The organism is Arthrobacter sp. Soil762, assembly GCF_001428335.1.
Taxonomy (GTDB): domain Bacteria; phylum Actinomycetota; class Actinomycetes; order Actinomycetales; family Micrococcaceae; genus Arthrobacter.
Genome location: NZ_LMSG01000012.1, coordinates 611,339 through 626,633, shown reverse-complemented (window position 1 = coordinate 626,633; position 15,295 = coordinate 611,339). Strand labels below are relative to the sequence as shown.

Below are 15,295 nucleotides of genomic sequence, written 5' to 3'. Positions count from 1 at the left end.
ACCCATGGGCGGGGAATCCGCCACCCGCATCACCCCGGGCAACGCCCTGCGCCCGGAGGACATCGCCCTGGAGGTCCGCACCGGCCTGGCCAAGCCCACCGAGGACGTGGCCGAATACGCGCTGCGTTTGGGGGACGACGGCCTGATCCTCGCGCAGCGGCTGGGCCATTGGATCTCCCGCGGCCCTGAGCTGGAAGAGGACGTGGCCCTGGGCAACATCGCCCTGGACCAGCTGGGCCACGCCCGGAGCTTCCTCACCTACGCCGGCGGCGCCTGGGACAAGACAGAGGACGAGCTGGCGTACTTCCGGCGCGAGCACGAGTTCCGGTCGGCCGCCATCTTTGAGCAGCCCAACGGCGACTTCGCGGCCACCATCGCCCGCCAGTTCATCGTGAGCTACTACCAGTTCGAGCTCTACCGCCGGCTTACCGAGTCCACGGACGCCACACTCGCGGCCATCGCGGCCAAGGCCGTGAAGGAAGTGGACTACCACCGGGACCACAGCGCCCAGTGGGTCCTCCGCCTGGCTGGCGGCACCGAGGAATCCCGCGCCCGGATGATCCAGGGCCTGAAGCAGATGTGGCCCTACGTTGCCGAGCTCTTCCAAGACGACGAGCTGACCACCCGCCTGACGGAAACCGGCGCCGCCGTCGCGCCTTCCACGCTGAAAGCCGACTTTGACCGCCTGACCGGGGAGATCCTCGCGGAAGCGGAGCTGGAGGTGCCGGTCGTTCCGGCTGCCCCCGGCGGCGGGCGGCATGGACGGCACTCCGAGCACCTGGGTTACCTCCTCGCCGAGATGCAGGTGCTGGCGCGCGAGTATCCCGGAGCGAGCTGGTGACCGCCGTGGCCACCGCTGCGCCCGAGCGGACGCAACAGCAGCAGGCGTGGGACATCGCCGCCACGGTCTGTGATCCGGAGATCCCCGTGCTCACCATCGAGGACCTGGGGATCCTCCGCGACGTGCAGGTGACCGACGGACAAGTAAAAGTCACCATCACCCCGACGTACTCAGGCTGCCCGGCCATGGACGCCATCCGCGACGACCTGAAAATAGCGTTCGCCAAGGGAGGCTACAAAGCGATAGAGGTGGACCTCGTGCTCGCCCCGGCCTGGACCACGGACTGGATGACCGAAGCTGGCAAACAGAAGCTCAAGGAGTACGGCATCGCGCCGCCGTCGGGCATGGCAGCAGCCGGCGGCCACAGCGGCCCCATCAGGCTCAAAATGGCCGTCAAATGCCCCCAGTGCTCCAGCCTGAACACCAAGGAGCTCACCCGGTTCGGCTCCACGTCCTGCAAGGCGCTGTACGCCTGCAAGGACTGCCTGGAACCGTTCGACTACTTCAAAGTCCTGTAAGGAAGCCCCATGCCTGTTGTGCGCCAGACCGCCGCCGAATCGGCGCTAGCCAGCGGCCGCCGTCGTCCGTCCTTCCACACCCTCGCCGTGACGGAGGTAAGAAGGCTGACCGAGGACGCCATCGAGGTGACGTTCGGGGTGCCCCAAGAGCTCGCCGGCCAGTTCGACTACCTGCCCGGCCAGTACGTGGCCCTGCGCACCACCCTCCCGGATGAGACCGGCGAGCCGCACGAGATCCGCCGCAGCTACTCCATCTGCGCGGAGCCGCGCAGTTTTCCGGACGGCAGCAGCGAGATCCGGGTGGCCGTGAAGCAGGACCTGGGCGGGCTGTTCTCCACGTGGGCCAACGCGGAACTGAAGGCGGGGGACACCCTGGACGTCATGAGCCCCATGGGCGCGTTTGTGTCCAAGCACGGCCGGGACGGCAAGGCCGTGGAGCAGAACGTCATGAACTCCATGAACCACCCGGAGGAGCTCGCGGGGGAGGCCGCCTCCCAGGGGGCGGGCACCTTTGTGGCCATCGCGGCGGGGAGCGGCATCACCCCGGTGATCGCGATCGCCCGCACGCTGCTGGCGGCCAACCCGGAGACGCGCTTTGACCTAATCTACGCCAACAAGGCCGCCATGGACGTGATGTTCCTGGAGGAGCTGGCGGACCTGAAGGACAAATACCCGCAGCGGCTGGCCATCCACCACGTGCTGTCCCGCGAGCAGCGGATCGCGCCGCTGCTCAGTGGAAGGATCGACGCCGGGAAGCTGCAGCAGCTGCTGGGCACCGCCATCCACGCGGATGATGTGGACGAGTGGTTCCTGTGCGGGCCGTTCGAGCTGGTGCAGCTGTGCCGGGACACCCTGGCCGAGCGCGGGGTGAAGCCGGAGCACGTGCGGTTCGAACTGTTCACGAGCGGCAAGCCGGACCGCCCGGAGGGCCACGCCGGCCGCCCCGTGGTGGTGGACGAGTCGCAGGAGACCTACAAGATCACCTTCAAGCTGGACGGCCTGCAGGGCGACGTGGCCAGCCCCACGCACGCCCGCGAATCGATCCTGAACGCCGCGCTGCGGGTCCGCGCGGACGTGCCGTTCGCGTGCGCCGGCGGAGTGTGCGGCACCTGCCGCGCCAAACTGGTCACCGGCACCGTGACCATGGACGAAAACTACGCGCTGGAGCAGGATGAACTGGACAAGGGGTACGTCCTGACCTGCCAGAGCCACCCCACCAGCAAAGAAGTAACAGTCGACTTCGACGTGTAAGGAACCCATGATCTCCCTCTCCATCGCCAACAACGTCGCCGAAGTTGTTCTGGACGCACCGTACAAGCTGAACTCCCTGGACGAGCAGGCGCTCGCTGATTTAACTCAGGCGTACGACGACGCTGCTGCCGCCGCCTCGCGCGGTGAGGTGCGGGCGCTGCTGCTCAGGGGAGAGGGCCGCGCCTTCTGCGCGGGCCGGGACATTTCGGGCGTGACGCCGGAGACGGACGACGCCGAGGCGTACCTGGGCGGGCTGGTGCAGCCGCTGCTGAAGAAGATGAGCGCGTTCCCGGCGCCGACCTTCGCCGCGGCGCACGGTGCGTGCCTGGGGGTGGGGCTGGGCCTGTTGCTGGCCACTGACGTGGTCTACGTGGCGGAGAACGCCAAGTTCGGCTCGCCGTTTGCCAAGCTGGGCGCCACACTGGATTCGGGCGGGCACTGGTACTTCACGGAGCGGCTGGGGATGCACCGGACGCTGGACCTGATCTACACGGCCGAGCTCATCTCCGGCACGGAGGCCGTTGCGCAGGGGATGTTCAGCCGGGCGATGCCGGCCGATGAACTTTTGGACAACACCCGGGAAATTGTGACGAAGGTTGCCACAGGGGCCACTGGCGCTTTCACAGCGAGCAAGGACCTTGTGGCGCACATCCGCGACCAGCGGCTGGGCCTGTGGGACGCCATGGCAGAGGAAAACGCCGAGCAGGCGCGCCTCTGCAAGAGCGCGGACTATGCCGAAGGTTTCAGGGCCTTCCAGGAGAAGCGCGAGCCGCAGTTCGGTGGCCGGTGATCGAGCCTGTCGAAACCAAAGGTCCGGTGGTCGAGCCCGTCGAGACTGTCGAAATCAAATCACTCAATTGCCAGTTTCCCCCAACGATTTTATAGAGTTCACCTATGACAATGGGGAAATCTATTACAAAAGCCGTCATTCCTGCTGCCGGCCTGGGGACGCGCTTCCTGCCCGCCACTAAGGCGATGCCGAAGGAAATGTTGCCGGTGGTTGACCGCCCGGCCATCCAGTACGTCGTGGAGGAAGCCGTCAAGGCCGGCCTCGACGACATTTTGATGATCACGGGGCGCAGCAAGCGCGCCCTTGAGGACCACTTCGACCGTGAACCCGGCCTGGAGCGCGCGCTGGAGCTGAAGGGCGATCAGGGTCGCCTGGACCTGGTCCACGAGGCCTCTGATCTTGGTCCTATCCACTACGTCCGCCAGGGCGAGGCCAAGGGTCTGGGCCACGCGGTGCTGTGCGCCAGCCAGCATGTAGGCAACGAGCCCTTCGCTGTGCTGTTGGGCGACGACCTCATCGATGAGTCCGAGACCCTCCTCACCACCATGATGGAGGTGCAGCAGAAGACGGGCGGTTCGGTCATCGCACTGATCGAGGTGGACCCCTCAGAGATCAGTGCGTACGGGTGTGCTGACATCACGGCCATTGAGGGCGAGGACTACGTCCGCGTGAACAGCCTTGTGGAAAAGCCGGCCGCGGACGAGGCGCCGTCCAACCTGGCCGTCATCGGCCGGTACGTACTGCACCCGTCGGTCTTCGGCGTTCTGGAGAACACAGAACCCGGCCGCGGCGGGGAGATCCAGCTAACCGATGCGCTCCAGACCCTTGCCGCCGGTGAGGGTGAAGGCTCGGGCGTGTACGGCGTGGTCTTCAAAGGCCGCCGCTACGATACCGGCGACAAGCTGAGCTACCTCAAGGCAGTCATCACGCTGGCTTCCGAGCGAGTGGAGTTCGGCGAGGACCTGAAGACCTGGCTGAAAGCTTTTGTCGGCTGACGTCTGACGCTTTCGTGACGCCCTACGGGCCTGCCGCTGAACATCGGCGGGCCCATAGGCGCTTAAGGGCCGCAGCGGCCAGCACAGCGCCTAATACAGCGCCTCCTGTGTTTGTGACAAGATCCAGCAGGCTCGCGAACCGATTGTGAAGAAACAGCAGCTGGCCCAGCTCAATGCAGCCTGAGAAGAGCAACCCCAGAATTCCGATGTGCCACCAGTGCTTTTTCGGATAGGCCAGGGCTGCCACCGCGCCGAGCGGAATAAAGAGCGCTACATTGGCGGATGCTTCGACGAATTTGTAGTTGAACCACGCAGGAATTCCGTGGGCGTGGAGGAATTTCAGGACGCTGGCTAGTTCGCCCTTCACTGGCTCATCGACAGGGCTTGGCCAAAATGCCACCAAGGCCAGCGGCACCAGCATGGTCATCAGAACAACGCGCCAGAACCTCGGGTTACCGGGGCCTCTCAAGACACCCTCAGGTGGTTCTCAGCAGGGCAAGAGTGGCCATTCCCAGGGCGGCTACGGCAAGCACTGCGAGAAGTATGTAGAGGAGCGCCTGAGGTCGAGGGAGTGGAACAGAGAAATCGAACTCCCACGGTGTTCTGCGCCAATGTCTCCCCATAGTTCTTATAGATACCACAGACCGGTGGTTCAGCCCGTCAGCTCAGTGGTTGTACCTGTCGAAACCCTTAAACGCAGAGGGTGGGTGGTTCTCCGGTTTCCCGGAGAACCACCCACCCTCGTTGGTGCTGGTGAGTGCTGCGGTTAGGCAGCAACCTCGTTCTTTGCGCGGCGGCGAACAACAACCACTGAGGCTGCGCCTGCGGCCAGTGCGCCTGCGCCAACCAGCGTCCAGAGGATCAGGCCGGAATCAGCGCCGGTGTTGGCCAGCGGTGCGCCACCGGTGTTGGACAAAGGCGCGCCGTTGCTGGCAAAGGTCGGGTCCACTGCAACGGTTACGGGGCCGACGGTCACGCCTGAAATAGTACCCGTAGCGGTGATGGAGTAGGTGCCCGCTTCACCGAGCGAGAGCGGGAAAACGATTGCACCCTGAGCGTCAGCAGTTGTGTTGAACGTCTGGGGTGCAAGGAAGACAGGGATCTTGGCCGAGAAAGAGGTACCACCGGCGATGTTGGCGCCGCCGGCTGCGGGCGGGTTACCCGGTGTAACGGTGATGATCAGGGGTTCGCCGGCAAGGAATCCCTGGCCGCGGAAGACGAAGTCTTCGCCCGGGCCCACAGTGCCGTCAGAAACAGCAGCCTGAGGCGGGAGAGCCGGGTATTCGGCGGCAACGGCGGGTGAGCCGATAAGTGCAATTGAGCCTGCAAGTGCGAGTGCTGCGAGTGTTTTTTTCATCGTTGTCCCCCCGGAGACGTTAAGTTTTTGATGTATCCGAATTGAGGAGGATTCCTCTCCGCATGAGACCTGTGCGGAAATCCCGGATGTATATCCCACAAAGACGATACCATCCACTTCCGGTGGCCAGCAATCTCAATCCAATTGGTTTACATAGTGTTAATACGCAGTCCACGATTACTGTCCACATGAGGAATTCTTTGTGGGCAAGATCACATCTTTGACTGCTTGGACAGTGGGCGTGACAACGACGGTAGGTTCGGTGTGTTGCACAATCTTCCCGAAAGTGAACTCCACAGTGCGGCTTTCGCCTGGCGCGAGCCTAATGGCCAGAACGCCCACGGGCCTGTTGCTGTGGACGTATGGAGCGAAGTCAGTTCTCTGACCGTCGACTTTGGCAGTTTCTACGTTTGCTTGGACAGGACCGTACGCCACGATGTTGGTTTGAACTGATCCGGCGGGAACACCGAAAGCGCCACCACCGGTGACGTAGGCCGGGAGCGACGTTGCGGCGTCGGCCGAGGCAGTGTTTGTGCTCGTAACGCGAACGGTGGTTTGCTTGTACCCGTACTGCGCGCATTCCTTCACAAGCTGAACAGTTCGCTTGACGTGGTAATCCATCTTTGCGCCGGTGCCGTCGTTGAAGTAGACACCAAATTGGGCTGGGGCAACGCTTGGTCCAGCAATGGATCCGCTGACAGCGTACTTGGCTATGACAGACTGTTCGGCTGGCACTCCGGACCAGACTAGAACACGTCCCTCGTTGGTACCGCGCGTCAGCCCTTCGATTAGGCCCTTTGCGTTTCCCTTTCCGTTCGACAGGGCTGCAAAAATTTCTTGAGCAACACCGGCGAAGTAGACATCTTGGAGAGCGGGCCGATCGATCTTGGCATATACGTCAGAGAGCAAGGTCTGGACGACGTTCTTACCGGACAGCTCTGTGGGCAAGCCTACGGACGCGAGTTCCACGAGTTCCGGATTCGTGATCCTCACAGGGCCGGTAGCGTCCAGGATGTATCCCAATGCCACCGGGTCAATGGAGATCACACCGTCAACGCGCTGTCCGGACTTTCTCTCCCACATGGCCTGAGCGGTGCTGGCTGCTGTTGGAAAGTCAGGTGTGAGATTTACATCTTGCATGAACTTGCCCATGCGCCCGGAGTAGATCTGTTGTTGCTGGGGGTCCAAAGGCACTATTGGGGACATGATACCGATATCACTCGCGCTGCTTTGTGAGCCGAGCGTCAGACTTCCCTTGTCGAGGCTGAGAACGGCAAGCGCTCCAGGTATGCCGCCAGAGGCCCTAGTCTCGGCATTGTTCTGGATGATGAGGAGGTAGTTGCGTGGTGTTTGCGCGCCGAGCATTCCAGGGGCAATGTTCGAGGCGTTGGCGGCGGCGTCGAGAGCCCCGGTGAGGTCCTGCAGTTGATCTCTCGCAGTAGTCAAAGGGTCGGCCACTTGAGGCACCAGCTTCGTGGTATCGATCTGACGCAGCCTGTCCGCTGACAGCCGCACGGCATGGGCTGCCCCAGAAATTCTTGGCGAGGCTGATCTCAGCGGTTCCAGATCAGTACCTGAGGCACTGGGGAGAAGCGTTTCCCAATTGAGGGAGCTGTAGACCTTTACGAGCGGGGCGAGGCCGAGGTTGGCCACATCGTCGGCAGATCGGGCAACCTCGGCGACGGCGCTGAAGTTTGACCCAAGCCCTGGCAAGGTCGACGCCAAGGTCCAGAGAGGGTCGTCAGCGGCCTGTTTCGCCGTGGCCGTGTGGATGAGAAGTTCATTAACTGTGGCCGCAGCCCCAACGGCGTTGTTAGCAGCTATCTCCTCTTTAAGGGAGGGGATCAGGTGGGCCGCCGTAGTGAGTTCGGAGTTTATCTCTGAGGCTTTGCTTCCCAGCCATGCTGCACCCGACACCGCAATGAGAGAGATGCCTCCTGATGAGGCCAGCGCGACCACGAGTCGTCGGCGAAGACTTTTCCGGCCGGATTTTGAACGCCGTAGTGTCCCGAACTGGGCGATATTGGCCGAGGTGTCTTGAGTTTCAGCCATCGTCAGGGCCGTCCTAATCCACGGTAGTTCCATCCAGCAGCCCGCCACTTGGCCGCGTCCAAAACGTTGCGGCCATCGAGGACCCGGGGTGACGAAACTGACCCCGCCAACTCGTAGGGGTCCAAGTCGCGGTACTCCTGCCACTCTGTAAGCAACAGCAAAGCATCCGCATTCTGGACTGCAGCCCAAGTGTCGGCTTCATAGTGGAGCTCTGGGAATCTACGTGCGGCGTTGGCCAGAGCCTTCGGATCCGTCACGGTCACCACAGCGCCTTGCAGCTGAAGTTGTGCCGCAATGCTGAGGGCAGGCGAATCGCGAACGTCGTCGCTTTCAGGCTTGAATGCGGCGCCAAGCACGGTGACTCGCTTGCCCAGCAGGGACCCGTCGCATAAATGGCGCGCAAGCTCAACCACTCGGGTTCTCCGGCGCATGTTGATGGCATCTACCTCGCGGAGGAATGTCAGCGCTTGATCGGCGCCAAGCTCTCCGGCTCGGGCCATAAACGCGCGGATGTCCTTAGGTAGACAGCCTCCGCCAAATCCGATGCCGGCGTTAAGGAACTTCCGGCCGATCCGGTCATCCATGCCGATAGCGTCGGCGAGTTGTGTGACGTCTGCTCCTGCTGCTTCGCAGACTTCAGCCATGGCGTTGATGAATGAAATCTTTGTGGCAAGGAAGGAGTTTGCGGCCGCCTTGACGAGCTCCGCGGTCGGATGGTCGGTCACGAGACGGGGAGTCCCTGCTGCGAGAGGAGCCGAGTAAACGGCGTCCAGGACGGCAACTGCCGGATGGTCTTCTGAACCGTTGGAAACTCCGTACACGAATCGGTCAGGGTGGAGAGTATCCGCAACTGCGTGGCCTTCACGAAGAAACTCCGGATTCCAGACCAGATGCGCCTCAGGTTGTTCTCCGCTGAGAAGGTCCGCCAGACGTGAGGCCGTTCCCACCGGAACCGTGGATTTCCCCACCACGATGTCGCCTGGGGAAAGGTAGGGAAGGAGTCCTGTTGTGGCCGCGTCCACGTATTTGAGGTCAGCACCGTTTTCTCCCTTTTTCTGCGGCGTGCCCACACAAATGAAGTGCACGGCGCTTCCTGCGGCAGCTGCTAAGTCTGTGGTGAACGATAGCCGTCCTGTTTCCTGAACCTCCCTGAGGAGGTCTTCAAGGCCTGGCTCGTAAAAGGGCGCACGTGCTGCGGAGAGTTCTGCGATTTTCCGCGCGTCCACATCAATTCCGACCACCTCGTGGCCCAACTTCGCCATGCAGGCCGCATGAACAGCGCCCAGATAGCCGCACCCTATTACAGATATGCGCATTGTAATGGTTCCTTCCCCAATAGGTCAGTTGTCCACGCCGAAATGAGATCAGCGAGATCAGTAAGCGCCTGTGCTGCGAAAAACAGCGCGGACGGTTCGGAGGATAATAACGAGGTCGCCCGCCAGCGACCAATTTTCTACGTAGTACAAGTCCAAGCGGACTGAGTCCTGCCATGACAGGTTGGAGCGGCCACTGACTTGCCACAGTCCTGTGAGCCCAGGCTTGACCAGCAGACGACGGCGAACGTCGTTTTCATAGGCCGCGACCTCCAGGGGAAGCGGAGGGCGTGGGCCGACAAGACTCATTGATCCACTGAGGACGTTAAACAGCTGAGGCAATTCATCCACGCTGAATCGCCTCAGGAATCTTCCCATGGGTGTCACACGTGGGTCATTCTTCATTTTGAAGAGAGGGCCGCTGCCCTCGTTCTTCCAGGCCAAATCGGTTAGGCGGGCTTCGGCGTCGATCACCATTGACCGGAACTTGAGCATATAGAAGTGGTTCCCTTCTATACCCACTCGTTCCTGACGGAAAAGTACGGGACCCCCGCTTTCCAGTTTTACCAGGACGGCAACTAGGATCATTACTGGTGATGCAAGTAATAGCAGAAGGCCAGCTGCAAAAAGGTCAAAAAGCCGCTTCGCGACTCGTTGTCCTGCTTCAAGTGTCGGCGTCGTGACATGAATTAGAGGTAAGCCTGCGACCTGCTGCGTATGTATCCGAGGTCCAGCAATGTCTGTGAGGGCGGGGGCCATTATCAGCCCAATGTTCCGAGCCGCCAACTCCCATCCCAAATGACGGAGAGTCTGAGGATGCAATTGAACGCCCGCAGACACCGCTACCGCATCGGCGCCGCAGGCTTCCAACGCAGCAACTATGGACTGCGTGTCCGGTTTGTGGCCCACTATGGTCAGCCCCGAGTTCGGTTCCACCCCAGCGGCAGAGTGCTCTCCCGGCATGTACACCGCGACTGGGAGGTAGCCCGCGTGCTTGGCGCCATGCAGTGTCGATGCCAAGTGCGAGACGGCACCCGGCCCACCCACCAGGAGTAGCCGGGACATACTTTGGCCTTGCCCCCGCCTGACAGTTAGGTGTTGCCTGATCAACCACCGACCAAGCAGAAGGCCGATTAGCCCCACGGGCAGCGCCAGCCCTACGTACCCACGTGCCGTGTCAATTCGGAAGACGTAGGAAACTATGGCGATGATGCCGAACAACCAAAGCGAGGCTGCAGCGACTCGCTTGTATTCGTCCGGCCCCGACCCTAGAATCCTGCTCTGCCGACTATTCCAAGCTCCCAGCATGAACCACCATCCAGCGGCAAGGACCACGGAAAGCCAGACGTAAGGGACGTCTCGGCCAGCGGTACTCGATTCAGGGTCAAGGCCGAACCGTATCAGGAATGCCCCGACGACGGCCCATACAACGATGAAGGCATCAACTATTCGTAAGAGCCTTGACGAACGCCTGCGCCAATTGGCGTCCTCACTCACCGAGCATCCCCCATTCCAAACAACGACTTAGCTGCGAACAGACACAGTATTGTTTCTGAACCATTCGACTGTTGTTTGAATTCCGTATTCAAGTCCAATCGAAGCGGTCCATCCGGCGTCGGTCAACGTGGAAACGTCGAGCAGTTTTCTAGGCGTTCCATCGGGCTTGCTCGTATCCCATGCAATTTCGCCCGTGTAGCCGACCGCAGATGCAACTAATGACGCAAGCTCACGAATGGTCACATCGTTTCCAGTCCCCACATTGACCTGCGAAGGACCGTCGTAGTTTTCCAGTAGGTAAAGGCAAGCTGCTGCCATGTCGTCCACATGCAGGAACTCCCTACGCGGCGAGCCGGTTCCCCAGTTAGTTACGACCTGCGCGCCGGACCTTGCCGCCTCGTCGTAGCGTCTTATCAAGGCAGGCAAGACGTGTGAACCTGTAGGTGAGAAGTTGTCTCCCGGTCCGTACAGATTGGTTGGCATGGCCGAGATCCACGGAAGACCGTATTGCCGGCGAGTAGCCTGAATCTGCATGATTCCTGCAATTTTGGCAATTGCATATGCATCGTTGGTTTGTTCCAAGTGCCCCGTGAGGAGGGAATCTTCGCGTATCGGTTGTTCCGCAAATTTCGGATAGATGCAGGAAGAACCCAAAAACAGGAGACGCTCCACGTTATGTTCCCGTGCTGCATCGAGGACGTTTACCTGGATCCTCAAGTTGTCACTAAGGAAATCAACCGGATAAGTACTATTTGCAAGAATACCGCCGACCTTGGCAGCCGCGAGCACTACGTAGCGAGGCTTTGACTCCGCAAAGAAAGCGAAAACCGCGTCGCGATCCTTCAAGTCGAGTTCGGAGGAGGTGCGCCCGAGAAGATTCGTGAAGCCTTCGGCTTCTAGGTTCCGCCAGACGGCAGAACCAACAAGTCCCCGATGACCTGCGACGTAGAAGGTCGAGGAGCGGTCCAGCAATGTTGGTTTGAAGGTGACGTCGTCGGCCACTAGTTCTTCCAGCTTTCGAGCTCGACGGCGTCAATCCAGTGATTCCCTGCATGCTTGAGGGCTTCCATGTCAGCGTCGACCATGATTCGCGCCAACTCTGGCGTATGAACCGATGCCTTCCAGCCAAGCTTTTCCTGCGCTTTAGAAGCGTCTCCGACAAGAGCGTCAACTTCCGTTGGACGCAGGTATCGCTCATCAAAGCGGACATGGGTTTCCCAGTTCAAGCCGGCATGCTCAAATGAAATCTGAAGGAAATCGCGCACTGTGTAGTTGCCGCCAGTTGCCAGCACAAAGTCGTCGGGCTCGTCGGCCTGGAGCATGCGCCACATGCCCTCGACGTATTCCGCAGCGTAACCCCAGTCACGAACGGCGTCGAGGTTTCCCATATACAGCAGGTCTTGCTTGCCGGCTTTGATGGCGGCGACAGCACGCGTAATCTTTCGGGTTACGAAAGTTTCACCTCGGCGTGGCGATTCGTGGTTGAACAGGATGCCATTGACGGCGAACATGCCGTAAGCCTCACGGTAGTTCTTGGTAATCCAGTAGCTATATACCTTCGCTGCTCCATACGGTGAACGAGGGTAGAACGGAGTGTCTTCGTTCTGGGGGGGAGGCGTGGCGCCAAACATTTCCGATGATGATGCCTGATAGAACCTGGTTTCGATGCCGGACATTCGGACAGCCTCCAGAAGGCGAATTGTCCCAACTCCCGTTGTGTCAGCGGTGTGCTCGGGTTCATCGAAGGAGACCCGGACGTGGGATTGTGCCGCCAAGTTATAGACCTCGTCGGGCTTGATTTCAGCGAGAAGGGTTACCAGCCGTGCTCCATCGCTCAGATCGCCGTAGTGGAGAAATAGCTTCGCATTCGAATCGTGCGGGTCGACGTAGAGGTGATCAACGCGCGCGGTGTTAAACGTCGATGCCCGCCGGATCAGACCGTGCACTTCGTAGCCTTTTTTTAGCAAAAGTTCCGCAAGATAAGAGCCATCCTGCCCTGTGATGCCCGTTATAAGTGCGCGTTTTATCATTACTATCCCCATGATTTTGTCGATGTGTCGAAGTGGCGTCTGGTGCCGGCAGCAGTTGGCTCAGCGGATGACCCTGCAGACATCCTAGCCAATGGATCATGCGTTTCACTCAACGGCGCCGACCCATGACGGCGGGATTCGCTTGCGTTCGGGTCTGGCGGGTATCCTTGGCTTAGACGTTGGCTTGCACGCCTGCCAACGTAGTCGACGCATTGGGGAATGCCGCAGCCTTGTTCGTGATTGCGCCGGTAGCATTCGCGCAGACGTTGCTGGCTAAATCAACAAAGGATCTTGGGGAAATGACGCCAGTCTCAACTGTTGGGCCTTCGCTGTGGCCAGTCGGATTTCAGCAATTCGGCCCAGTCTCACTTGCGTCTGGTACTGGGACTGAGGCAGCTCACGGCCTTTGCGCCCTTGCCCAGCGATCGAAGGGCTCGTCCGCGGTCCACGTACATCTTGTTAATGCCTACACGACTTCACTTGCCGCACGAGACCGTCAATATGCGGATTTGTTTTCAACGGGAGCCCTTAACTTACCGGATGGCAAGCCACTCACTATCCTCTCCAGATTGCGAAGGAAGACGCCCAGACTGCACCACGTAAGGGGCCCGCAGCTGTTCCTTGACGTTTTTGATGTAGGCCGACAATATGGAATTCGACACTTCCTTCTTGGCTCGTCGCCCGAAGTTTTGGCCCGGCTTCAAGACACATTGTCGACAAGATACCCTGGATGCGACATTGTCGGAATTGAGAGCCCCCCGTATCGACCTCTGAGCGGGCCAGAGCTGGAATTACAGGATCTTCGGATCAGTACCACCACGCCCGACATTGTGTGGGTGGGCCTGGGAACACCCAAACAGGACTGGGAAGCGCGACGCTTGGCAGCCTCTATTGGTGCCACTACGATCGCAGTCGGCGCGGCGTTTGATTTTGCCGCGGGGACTGTAAAGGAGGCCCCCAAATGGGTTCGCTTGATCGGCTTCGAATGGTTCTTTCGACTGTGCAGCCAACCAAAACGCCTTTGGCGCAGGTACCTTATCGGAAACTTCGAGTTCCTCATCGTTGCTTGTAGGGATATCAAGGACAATGGATGGAGCGACGAAAAGTGACTGAGCCTTCATCTATGCCGACGCGGCGACTGTCCGAAGCTCTGTGAATCTGAGCATGAACCTCAAGCCAATGAGCCATCAGAGTCACATGACGCAGGATCTTGGACATGAGCCCGAGCCTCGGAGATTCCAGATGTCGAAAGCTCATTGGGGTTGGGCAGGGGGAGGCGCCGCCGGCCTTGTGTTGGCCATTCTAGTTGCGTGGGGACGGTTCCCACTCGTGTTGGCGGCCGTTTCAGCAGTAGCCTTGGCTGGAATCGTTGTGTTGGCTACCATGAGCAACCGGCCAAAGTTAATGTTGATGTTTTTTCTCAACGCTTGTTTGCTAGTCGTTGCCAAGCGCGACATAGGTGGAATTGACTTCGTAGTACTACTGTCTATGCTTACAGCGTTAATAACGGCTTTTGGCTTTGCGGCCAACAAGCGCACACTCAATGCAACCGCGACCTTAACTCCGGGCAACGCAAACTTTGGCGCCGTGCACTTTAGCCTCATCGGCTTCGCGGTCTGGGCGATCATTTCCACGTTGTCTAATTCGCAAAGCCTGCTTAGCCTCATGCCATGGATAAGCGGTATCACTTTCGCAATCTTGATTTCTTGGACCCCACTTTCGCAATTGCCTTCATTTGCCAGTGCCCGCCGCGCGGTCTTAGCCGGCGGGGCCATCGCGGTTACCTACGACCTGTATCTACTCGGCACCGGGCGTGCGTTGAACGTCGGTACGTTCAACGCAGGCAGATTCGTGGGGTCTTTAGGCGATTATGAACTAGTCGCAGAATTCTACGGTGCGATAATTTTACTCGGCCTGACGGCAATATTTTTTGATAATAGTCGAATATGGAGGCTGGCATCCGGTGCGCTTTTAGTATCAAGCTTCATCCTTCTCCTGGCTACGCAATCAAGAGGTCCGATAGTCATTCTGTGCGCGGTTGTTCCAATGCTTGCTTTGACATCGGCATTCCTATTCCGTGAATCAGCCGGAAAGACTCTAGCCGTAGTCGGCGGACTGACCGTAGCGATCTTCGCTTCAATCGGAACCCTTTCAACATTGCCCCTATATGCACGGCTTACTTCGATTCAACTCGATGGCAGCATAGAATCAACTCTAAACAGAGCGAGTGTTTGGGACTACTTCACTCAACTACCGGGGTTTGTCGAGTCGGGTCTAATTGGTAACGGGTTTGATTATCCATATGAGCAAATAGGAACTTTTCCTCACAGTCTTTATCTGTGGCTTCTGTGGTCCGGTGGGATCGTTATCCTTGTCTTTTTCGTATTGTTGGTTTCTTTGATCTTATGCAAGCTTTTGCGAGGAATTTTCCTCCGCCGTACAGCATCTCTGAGCGCTGCCGTTATCGTTCTGTACATTCTATTGGATGAAGTAAAAATCGAAGCCGCCCGCACCTCCCCTTCAGTGTGTTTCCTGTGGGTTGTCTTATCGCTGGCGATACTTGCTAGCCGAGAACAGAGAGAATTGTGAATAAAATGATAAAGAAGCCCGTTGGCGCCCTTCGGCATTATTTCGCGCTCGTGAAGCCATTT

Annotated in this window: 14 protein-coding genes; 7 read left to right on the top strand and 7 right to left on the bottom strand. The window is 59.4% G+C overall.

Going from position 1 to position 15,295, the window contains the following annotated elements:
- Positions 1–4: 4 nt before the first annotated feature.
- The 5 genes from paaC (at position 5) to galU (ending at position 4,395) form a co-directional block, all read left to right on the top strand.
- Positions 5–841 carry a 1,2-phenylacetyl-CoA epoxidase subunit PaaC gene (gene paaC, locus ASG77_RS10910; RefSeq protein ID WP_082575972.1) on the top strand — a complete coding sequence of 279 codons (837 nt, stop codon included), beginning with the start codon at positions 5–7 and terminating at the stop codon, positions 839–841.
- Positions 838–1,359, top strand: coding sequence for a 1,2-phenylacetyl-CoA epoxidase subunit PaaD (gene paaD, locus ASG77_RS10905; protein WP_056345054.1), 522 nt, complete (start codon positions 838–840; stop codon positions 1,357–1,359). Before paaC ends, paaD begins: the two co-directional genes overlap by 4 nt.
- A gap of 9 nt (positions 1,360–1,368) precedes the next feature.
- On the top strand, positions 1,369–2,610 hold the full coding sequence (paaE, locus tag ASG77_RS10900) for a 1,2-phenylacetyl-CoA epoxidase subunit PaaE (RefSeq protein ID WP_056345051.1): 1,242 nt from the start codon (positions 1,369–1,371) through the stop codon (positions 2,608–2,610).
- 7 nt (positions 2,611–2,617) lie between these two features.
- Positions 2,618–3,400 carry an enoyl-CoA hydratase/isomerase family protein gene (locus ASG77_RS10895; protein WP_056345046.1) on the top strand — a complete coding sequence of 261 codons (783 nt, stop codon included), beginning with the start codon at positions 2,618–2,620 and terminating at the stop codon, positions 3,398–3,400.
- 104 nt (positions 3,401–3,504) lie between these two features.
- Positions 3,505–4,395 (top strand): UTP--glucose-1-phosphate uridylyltransferase GalU, encoded by an 891-nt coding sequence (gene galU, locus ASG77_RS10890; protein ID WP_056345043.1) that lies wholly within the window; start codon positions 3,505–3,507, stop codon positions 4,393–4,395.
- A 22-nt stretch (positions 4,396–4,417) separates the two neighbouring features.
- On the opposite strand, the gene ASG77_RS10885 is transcribed toward galU, so the two are convergent.
- The 7 genes from ASG77_RS10885 to gmd form a co-directional block, all read right to left on the bottom strand.
- Positions 4,418–4,822, bottom strand: a complete 405-nt coding sequence (locus ASG77_RS10885; RefSeq protein WP_327019618.1) for a VanZ family protein — start codon at positions 4,820–4,822, stop codon at positions 4,418–4,420.
- Positions 4,823–5,161: 339 nt separating this feature from the next.
- Positions 5,162–5,752, bottom strand: coding sequence for an LPXTG cell wall anchor domain-containing protein (locus tag ASG77_RS10880; RefSeq protein ID WP_056345040.1), 591 nt, complete (start codon positions 5,750–5,752; stop codon positions 5,162–5,164).
- Positions 5,753–5,929: 177 nt separating this feature from the next.
- Positions 5,930–7,804, bottom strand: coding sequence for a DUF4012 domain-containing protein (locus tag ASG77_RS10875; protein ID WP_056345036.1), 1,875 nt, complete (start codon positions 7,802–7,804; stop codon positions 5,930–5,932).
- Positions 7,805–7,806: 2 nt separating this feature from the next.
- The gene (locus ASG77_RS10870; RefSeq protein ID WP_056345034.1) at positions 7,807–9,120 is read right to left on the bottom strand and encodes a UDP-glucose dehydrogenase family protein; all 1,314 of its coding nucleotides are present in this window, start codon (positions 9,118–9,120) and stop codon (positions 7,807–7,809) included.
- Positions 9,121–9,177: 57 nt separating this feature from the next.
- The gene (locus tag ASG77_RS10865) at positions 9,178–10,614 is read right to left on the bottom strand and encodes a sugar transferase (protein ID WP_056345031.1); all 1,437 of its coding nucleotides are present in this window, start codon (positions 10,612–10,614) and stop codon (positions 9,178–9,180) included.
- 27 nt (positions 10,615–10,641) lie between these two features.
- A complete protein-coding gene (locus ASG77_RS10860) occupies positions 10,642–11,616 on the bottom strand; it encodes a GDP-L-fucose synthase family protein (RefSeq protein ID WP_056345026.1) in 975 nt (324 codons plus the stop codon).
- On the bottom strand, positions 11,616–12,644 hold the full coding sequence (gmd, locus tag ASG77_RS10855; protein ID WP_082575954.1) for a GDP-mannose 4,6-dehydratase: 1,029 nt from the start codon (positions 12,642–12,644) through the stop codon (positions 11,616–11,618). The genes ASG77_RS10860 and gmd overlap by 1 nt, the downstream gene beginning before the upstream one ends.
- A 299-nt stretch (positions 12,645–12,943) precedes the next feature.
- Between gmd and ASG77_RS23020 the strand changes: the two genes are divergently transcribed.
- Positions 12,944–13,753, top strand: a complete 810-nt coding sequence (locus ASG77_RS23020) for a WecB/TagA/CpsF family glycosyltransferase (protein WP_082575953.1) — start codon at positions 12,944–12,946, stop codon at positions 13,751–13,753.
- A 55-nt stretch (positions 13,754–13,808) separates the two neighbouring features.
- The gene (locus ASG77_RS21845) at positions 13,809–15,233 is read left to right on the top strand and encodes an O-antigen ligase family protein (RefSeq protein WP_235564452.1); all 1,425 of its coding nucleotides are present in this window, start codon (positions 13,809–13,811) and stop codon (positions 15,231–15,233) included.
- Positions 15,234–15,295 lie beyond the last annotated feature (62 nt).

Coding starts and splice junctions, on each gene's coding strand:
- paaC (WP_082575972.1), top strand. CDS start 5: ATGGGCGGGGAATCCGCCACCCGCATCACCCCGGGCAACGCCCTGCGC.
- paaE (WP_056345051.1), top strand. CDS start 1,369: ATGCCTGTTGTGCGCCAGACCGCCGCCGAATCGGCGCTAGCCAGCGGC.
- ASG77_RS10895 (WP_056345046.1), top strand. CDS start 2,618: ATGATCTCCCTCTCCATCGCCAACAACGTCGCCGAAGTTGTTCTGGAC.
- galU (WP_056345043.1), top strand. CDS start 3,505: ATGACAATGGGGAAATCTATTACAAAAGCCGTCATTCCTGCTGCCGGC.
- ASG77_RS10885 (WP_327019618.1), bottom strand. CDS start 4,822: ATGACCATGCTGGTGCCGCTGGCCTTGGTGGCATTTTGGCCAAGCCCT.
- ASG77_RS10880 (WP_056345040.1), bottom strand. CDS start 5,752: ATGAAAAAAACACTCGCAGCACTCGCACTTGCAGGCTCAATTGCACTT.
- ASG77_RS10875 (WP_056345036.1), bottom strand. CDS start 7,804: ATGGCTGAAACTCAAGACACCTCGGCCAATATCGCCCAGTTCGGGACA.
- ASG77_RS10870 (WP_056345034.1), bottom strand. CDS start 9,120: ATGCGCATATCTGTAATAGGGTGCGGCTATCTGGGCGCTGTTCATGCG.
- gmd (WP_082575954.1), bottom strand. CDS start 12,644: ATGATAAAACGCGCACTTATAACGGGCATCACAGGGCAGGATGGCTCT.
- ASG77_RS23020 (WP_082575953.1), top strand. CDS start 12,944: ATGACGCCAGTCTCAACTGTTGGGCCTTCGCTGTGGCCAGTCGGATTT.
- ASG77_RS21845 (WP_235564452.1), top strand. CDS start 13,809: ATGAACCTCAAGCCAATGAGCCATCAGAGTCACATGACGCAGGATCTT.